The following is a 7,456-nucleotide window of genomic DNA, read 5'->3' on the forward strand; positions in this document are numbered from 1 at the left end:
TCTCACCGGCACCTAAGATACATAAAAACAGCAGCAGTCAGAGTCCACAGGCTCTGAGCTCTGCCACCTGTTATCTCTGCCCCGGCCCAGAGGCCGCAGCCAGCCCGGCTCAGCTGCAACTGCCACCGGACTCAAGATTCAACAAAACTTTACAACATTAAATTCTTCAATCTGCAGGAGCACGCTCACAGCTGCGGCCCTGCATGCATAGCATTTTCCCGGCCGGCAGCGCCCGCACCAGGTTTTTATCAATCGCAGGCTCACAGCCCTGCCCTGCCAGTTCCTGGCAGCCAGTGCCTGGCTTGCCAGGCCCGCCATGGGCCATGGCCCGCCCGGCGGGCCATGAGGCCAGCGCCAACGCGCCTGTCCACTGGGGCCATGATGCAAAAAATCCAGCTCACCTGCCACGCAGCTGCCTGTCACCACTGTGCAGGCACACTGCTGCGGCAGATGAGCCGGAAGCAAGTCAGATTAAAAATCAGGATTCACCCTTGAGGTGATAGCCGTTGGCGGCTGCATATTCTTTGATGAAGGCAGTTACCTTGTCCATGTGCATGGCATGGGAGCCCTTTACCAGGCAGGTAACACTCTGTCCGGCACTGCGGGCCTGAGCCATCATGCCTGCAAGCTTTTCAAAGAGCTGCTCGTGGCTGTCAAAGTGACAGGCGCCCTCGCCCATGGCCTCAACAGTATGATTTGTCAGCGGGCCTACGCACAACATGTTGTCAATACGTCCCTTTGCATGAGCGCCCACGCGTGTGTGCAGGTCAGTAGCGGCTGAGCCCAGCTCACCCATGTCACCAAAAATCATAATGCGACGGCCCTTGAACGCATTGAGGGTATCCACGGCGGCAATTACAGCATTGAAGCTGGCGTTATAGGCATCATCAATCAGGGTCAGACCACCATCATAGAAAATCGGGGTCAGACGGCCACCAATATTTTCTGAGGCGGCAATGCCAGGGGCAATATCCTCAGCACGGGCCCCCATAACCAGAGCCAGCAGAGCGGCACCGGCAGCATTGATGGCATTGTGACGGCCCAGAGCCTTAATGGACAGGTCGCCGTCATAGGCAAAGCGCTGGTCTGAGCAGTGCAGGTGGAAGCACAGCTCACTGTGCTCACAGCCGCCCTCAGTTACAGTTTTGCAGACAATATCAGTCACTCTCATGGTGGCATCTTCATGCTCACCAAAGGTCAGCAGGCGGCCGCAGTCAAAGGCCTGAGCATAGCGGGTCTTCCAGTTTTCAATCCACTTGCTGTCATGAGGCACAATGCCTATGCCCTTAACGCGCCCACCGGAGGCATTGCCGCCGCAGCCGCAGGCGCTGCCCGCAGCACAGCCTGCACCGGCGCCGTCGCCGACACCAACACCAGCATCGCCCTCAGGCTCATGAATGCTGTAGAGCCTGTCGAGAATCTCGCTTTTGCCTCTGAATACCCCCTCAGCCGAACCAAAGCCCTCAATATGGGCATCACCGGCATTGGTAATCAGGGCATAGTCAGCCTCAACAAATTCGGCAGTTCGGGCAATATCGCACAGATGGCTGGCACCCTGCTCGATTACAGCATAATCGTAGCTGTCATCAAGACGCAGCAGAGTCAGAGGCACACCCACGTCATTATTGAAATTGCCCTCTGTAAAGAGAGTCTTACCGCGCTGAGCCATGATGGAAGCGGTCATTTCCTTTACTGTGGTCTTACCACAGGATCCGGTAATAGCACCGGTAACAGCATGGCAGCGACGGCGCACCAGCTGACCTGACAGGCCCATCAGACGCAGAGTATCTTCACACAAAATCACGGCACACTTCTCAAGGGCCGTACCGACAGCGGCCTTAAGCTCCTCGAGGCTGCGTGATGAGGCAATGGCGCAGGCTCCCTTCTCCAGAGCTCCGCCAATAAAGTCATGACCATCAAAGCGCTCACCCTTAAGCGGTATAAAGAGTGTGTGAGCGTCCACCTTGCGTGAGTCAGTAGAAACCTGAGCAATTACGGCCGCATCAGGATCAACAGAGCACTGACTGCCACACACCACCCTGCCGCCAGCGGCTGCAGCCAGCTCATTTAAGGAAAAAGGAATCATTTCTTGTCTCCCTTACCTGCTGTGGTGGTCTTGCGGGCAGCTGCAGGCTTCTTTGCTGCAGCACTCTTCTTTGTAGCAACACTGGTTGCCTTAGCTGCGGCTGCCTTAGCTGCGGTTGTCTTCTTTGCGGCGGCAGTGGTCTTAGCCTCAGCCGCTGTCTTCTTAGCGGCTGTAGATGCCTTGGCTGCGGTTGTCTTCTTAGCAGCTGCAGTTGCCTTGGCTGCAGTTGTCTTCTTAGCAGCTGCAGTTGCCTTGGATGCAGTGACAGTCTTCTTTTCGGCAGTGGTCTTAGCTGCTGCAGTAGTCTTTGCAGTGGCTGTCTTCTTAGCAGCTGCAGTTGTCTTTGCAGTGGAAGTCTTCTTTGCAGCAGCACTGGTTGCCTTGGCTGCAGTGGCAGTCTTCTTTGCAGCTGCACTGGTTGCCTTGGCTGCAGTGGCAGTCTTCTTTGCGCCCGCACTGGTTGCCTTAGCTGCGGTAGCCTTCTTAGCGGCTGCAGTGGTCTTAGCCTCAGCCGCAGTCTTCTTTGCGGCTGCAGCGGTGGTCTTCTTTGAGGACTTGCCCCTGGAGGTTTTGGCGCTGTCGTCAACTGGTGTGCCATCCATGTTGATGCCCAGCAGCTCGCAGCAGACCTCACGGTCGGAGAAATGTATAGTGCGGTCAGCGAAGATCTGGTAGTCCTCGTGGCCCTTGCCAGCAACTACTACGCAGTCGTGGACGCCGGCGTGCTCATAGGCAAAGCGAATGGCCTGGTAGCGGTCCTTGACCACCAGGACATTGCGGCCGCCGGTGGCGGTGACGTTTAAGGACAATGGCATGCCCAGCACACTCTGGTGCTCGGCGTAGTACTTGCCCTTTGCTGCAGAGTTAACAATGCTGTCGTCTCTGGCAATACGCAGACGCTCATACTCATCAAAGCCAATGTCTTTAGCACAGCTCTCTACCAGCAGTGAGGTAATACGTGCAGCGTAGTCCCAGAAGAGCTCGCCTGTATGCTCTTCGGCCATGACTACAGGCAGTACGGCTGACTCAGGGTCCTTGAGGTGGGCAAGCATCTGAGTATTAAAGAGCTCAAATACCTGATTCATCTCCTCATCACCAGAGGACTGGCATATGGTGTGTACTTCCTTGAGGGCAGCCTTTACCACCTCAGGGTGGCCAGGGCAGATCAGCATAATCTGCTCAAGGGCGGCATCGGTGGCACGGGCAGAGGCTGCGTCGATATTGGAATCGACTCCGAGCAGCATGTCATCAATGATGTAATCGAGATTCTCAGAGCGTGGATTGTCAGCAGTGAAGATTGCGTAGTCAGCATACACAGAGCTCTTGAGAGCCATGAGCGGACGCTTGCCGGTATCACGGTCACCACCGCAGCCGATAATGGCGAAAATGCGGCCTGAACCCTGAGTGTGACAGGCAGCAGCACGCAGAGCCTGCTCTACACCATCAGGGGTGTGAGCATAGTCGACAATCATGCGTGGCTTGCCTTCGGCAGTGAAGCACTCCATACGGCCGGTTACCGGCTTGAGCTCGGAGGCATGACGCATCAGGTGCTTGAAGTCATAGCCCATCTTGACCAGTACGCCCAGAGCTACGGCATAGTTCTGAACATTGAAACGTCCGAGCAGATTGAGACGGGCACTGGCATTCTTGCGGGCAGTGATATTGATGGAGAGCATGGACTGAGCCGGAGCAAATCTCATGTCGCGCACATTGATCTGGGCGCCAAATGGACGGGCAGGAGCGGCACTCTTAAATGAGACACGGCAGGCCTCAGGGAACTGCTCGACCAGCTGGGCTCCATATTCACCCTCTTCATTAATGACCAGGTGCTTGACCGGAATCATGCGCAGGAAGTTGAGCTTGGCCTCAAAGTAATCTTCCATGGTCTTGTGGTAATCGAGGTGATCACGGCTTAAGTTGCTGAAAGCACCGGCATAAAAAGACAGACCGGATACACGCCCCTCACAGAAACCTATGGAGGAAACCTCCATCACGGCATATTTGGCGCCTTTCTCTACGTAATTGGCCAGCTCACGCTGCATGGAAATGGCATCGAGTGTAGTGTTGGCAGCTGGCTGGAGATCATCGAGGAAGCCATAGCCCAGGGTGCCGAATACGGCGCACTTCTGGCCGCAGCTGGTGAGCATCTGAGCAATCAGAGAGGTAATGGTGCTCTTGCCATTGGTGCCAGTAACACCAATAAGGCGCAGCTTCTCGGATGGGTTGTCGTAAATGAATCCTGCCAGGGCACTGAGGTTTCTGGTGGTAGGCAGAACCAGACGCAGCATGCGGGCATCACTGATGGCAGCAGCTTCAGGAGTCTCTCCTGAGGCCTGATACTGTCTGACCGCAAGCTCCGGATCCTTTACCAGGGAGCTGAGCACATCCTTGCCGGTGCGCTTATTGCGCTCAGGATCGTTCTTCTCCTCGCCCTCTTCTTCGGCTTTGGCAGCATTATCTGTTTTGGCTGGAGCAGGAGCCGGAGTGGAGGCTTCCTTAATCTTGTCGCCGCTCTGTGAGTAATTGAGCACACTTTGCCAGCCCTCACCTGTCTTGTCCTCAGGGGCATCGATGAGAATGGCAATGGCACCTTTGGCCTTGATCTCCTCAAGGTGCTCAAAAGGATTGAAGTGAGCGCCCTTTCTGGCGTAGTAGATTGTGCCCTTTGTGACACGGCGGGAATCACTTTCAATACCGGTAACTTTCAGCTTGCTCAAAAGCTCGCCTATCTTTCCTTTGAAAGCCGAAGTGATTTCCAGATAGTCGCATACGCTTACCAGGGTACCATCAAATTTCATCTTCAAACCTCGCTGCCCACTGCCTTTGCTGCAAAGCAAGTACGGGGCAGAACAAAACTCAAACTCAAACCTTTACAGAATCCTGAAGCAAATACACCCCGGCTCACAAAGCCCCACCAGGGCTCTTAAGGGCTCTCAAGAGCTCAGTCCGGCCTCATCCCCAGGTCACGCCAGGGCCACCCGGACGCACCTGAGGTACGCCATGGGCCGCCCTCCCGGGGAGGCCCTGCCAGTGTACCCTGGCTGCGGTGGCGGCTGGCGCCCGGGCTGCAGGCGCCCGCGCGGTGCGAGGTACGGGCTGCTGCGCCTTGTGGAGTATTTGCTTCAGGACACTGCCTGAATCTGCAGATATTTATAAGAATTAATGACCAGTTGCATGGCTGCCGGTCAGGGAATGCTAATTTTACCCCCTTTTTCCCCGGCTTTAGTGCCATGAGAAAAATTGAGCGCTGTGCCTGCTCCGGCCGTTTTGCACCAGGCGCGCTGCGCGTATGGCGGCCTGGCGCCCTGGGCGGGCTGCCACATGGCCTGAAGCTACATTAGCTGCAGGCCATGTGGGCTGCGGCAGCGTGGACCATGGTTACTTTGCCTTGTCTGGCGGGATGTTGTACAGCTGCAGGGCGCGGGTCATCACATCGTTAAATGGAGGGGCCGATACGGCACCACCGTAGTAGCTGCCTACCTGAGGGGAGAACACTACCACTACCAGCACAAAGCGCGGATTGGAGATAGGGGCAAAGCCTACGAAGGAGGACACGTAATCATCAACGTAGCCACCGTTACGGGCAATACGGGCAGTACCGGTCTTACCGGCAATGCGGTAACGGTCAATGGCCGCCTTGCCACCTGAACCTTCCGATACCACCATCTCAAGGACAGTATGCATGCGGCGGATTTCGTTAACATTGGCCACCTGAGCATACTGAGGCTTTTCTACAGTGCGCAGTATGGACACAGGCATGCGGGCACCGTAATTGGCCAGGGTGGCATAGGCCGATGCCATCTGCAGCGAGGTAACAGTAAGACCGTAACCAAAGCCCAGGGTGGCCTTGTCAATTTCCGACCAGAAGGTACGTGAGCTGTTGATATTGCCGTTGACCTCACCTGCAAGGCCTGAGTTGGTGCTCGAACCAAGGCCAAAGCGCTCAAACATCTGCAGCACCATGGTCGGACCAATACGCTGGGAAATCTGAGCCATACCGGTATTGGATGAGTATTTGAGAATACCTGCCAGAGTGGCTGTTTCCTGTGGCTTGCTGTCACGGATCATCTTGCCGTTGACAATGTAAGGGCGCAGGTTGAAGACCTCAGTCCACTTTACCTGACGGGACTCAAGACCTGCCAGAGCCACAATAGGCTTGATGGTGGAACCAGGTTCAAATACGTCGGTAATGGTACGGTTACGGGCATAGTTGGAATCAAAGAAAGTGCGGTCATTAGGGTCAAAGCTTGGATAGTTGACCATGGCCAGCACTTCGCCTGTCTTGACGTCGAGCATGACGGCTGAGGCTGATTCGGCCTGGTGGCGGTTGACCGTATCCTGCAGGGCACCATAGGCAAAGGCCTGCAGACGGTCATCGATGCTCAGCACCAGATTGCCGCCTGGTTTGCCCTTTTCCACCACGCCTATATCTTCAATGATATGGCCGCTGAGATCTTTCTTGGCAATACGTGAGGAGGCCTCGGCTGACAGGAACTGATTGAAGCTCTTCTCTACACCGTATACGCCCTCACCATCGCCGTTTAAGATACCTACCACCTGGGCATTAACAGCACCGGTTGGATAGTAACGCTGATAGTTGTCCTGAATTAAAAAGCCGGGCAGCTTGAGCTTTTCGAGCTCCTGGGCCTTGTTGAGGGCCAGATACTGCTTGAGGCGCACATGACGGCGCTTGGGATCCTGAACACGCTCAAAGAGTTCCTGAGGAGTGATTTCCAGAATTGAGGCTATCTTGCGCAGCAAATCAGGGTCATGGGTGATCTTCTTTTCATTGAGCTCGTAGGCGTCGGCATAGACACTTTTGACCGGGACTGAAAGAGCCAGAATCTTGCCATTGCGGTCGGTTATAAGACCTCGGGCGGGCTCGTATTTGTAATTGCGGATAATGCGGCTGTTGCCTTCCTTGATAAGGCGTTCAGGATGGAGGACCTGAATCCACAGCAGACGGGAAACCAGGAAGACTACGGAAAGAAGTACCACCGCCCAGACAATGGTCAGACGGAAGCGGCTTAATACATAAACGTCCGAACTGCCATCCATACTCCCTGAGGCAGCGTTGAGCGCAGTCTGACGATCGGAGCTGTCCCCGCTCATAACCGAGCGGTGCACTCCTTTACGACTGCCTTTATCCTTAAATTTGAGCAACTGGGAAAGAAGAGACATGCACACCCATACCATTGCCCTGTAAGCCAGGGCCACAGATTATTTTTGCACTTCCGATGCTCGCAAAGGCATCCGAGGACAGAACTATCAATTATAAGATATAAGGGCCCAGGGCTCAAAAAAATCCCACTGACGCACCCTTTGAGATGCTCAATTTTCTTAAGACTCAAGCCCCACGCCCCCACACCC

At 55.2% G+C, this 7,456-nt stretch carries 3 protein-coding genes; all 3 read right to left on the reverse strand.

Annotated elements, in window-relative coordinates:
• Window positions 1-478: 478 nt before the first annotated feature.
• The 3 genes from murF to MXE39_RS08855 all read right to left on the reverse strand — a co-directional run bounded on the left by murF (window position 479) and on the right by MXE39_RS08855 (window position 7,267).
• Window positions 479-2,086 carry a UDP-N-acetylmuramoyl-tripeptide--D-alanyl-D-alanine ligase gene (gene murF, locus MXE39_RS08845; RefSeq protein ID WP_246978211.1) on the reverse strand — a complete coding sequence of 536 codons (1,608 nt, stop codon included), beginning with the start codon at window positions 2,084-2,086 and terminating at the stop codon, window positions 479-481.
• Complete coding sequence (locus MXE39_RS08850; protein ID WP_246978210.1) at window positions 2,083-4,884, reverse strand: UDP-N-acetylmuramoyl-L-alanyl-D-glutamate--2,6-diaminopimelate ligase; 2,802 nt, start codon at window positions 4,882-4,884, stop codon at window positions 2,083-2,085. The genes murF and MXE39_RS08850 overlap by 4 nt, the downstream gene beginning before the upstream one ends.
• Before the next feature lie 580 nt (window positions 4,885-5,464).
• Window positions 5,465-7,267 carry a penicillin-binding transpeptidase domain-containing protein gene (locus MXE39_RS08855; RefSeq protein ID WP_246978209.1) on the reverse strand — a complete coding sequence of 601 codons (1,803 nt, stop codon included), beginning with the start codon at window positions 7,265-7,267 and terminating at the stop codon, window positions 5,465-5,467.
• Window positions 7,268-7,456: the final 189 nt, after the last annotated feature.

Source organism: Anaerobiospirillum sp. NML120511 (assembly GCF_023050955.1).
Classification (GTDB): Bacteria; Pseudomonadota; Gammaproteobacteria; order Enterobacterales; family Succinivibrionaceae; genus Anaerobiospirillum.

Excerpts from the sequence above, each read along its gene's own strand:
- murF (WP_246978211.1), bottom strand. The coding sequence starts at position 2,086 with ATGATTCCTTTTTCCTTAAATGAGCTGGCTGCAGCCGCTGGCGGCAGG.
- MXE39_RS08850 (WP_246978210.1), bottom strand. The coding sequence starts at position 4,884 with ATGAAATTTGATGGTACCCTGGTAAGCGTATGCGACTATCTGGAAATC.
- MXE39_RS08855 (WP_246978209.1), bottom strand. The coding sequence starts at position 7,267 with ATGTCTCTTCTTTCCCAGTTGCTCAAATTTAAGGATAAAGGCAGTCGT.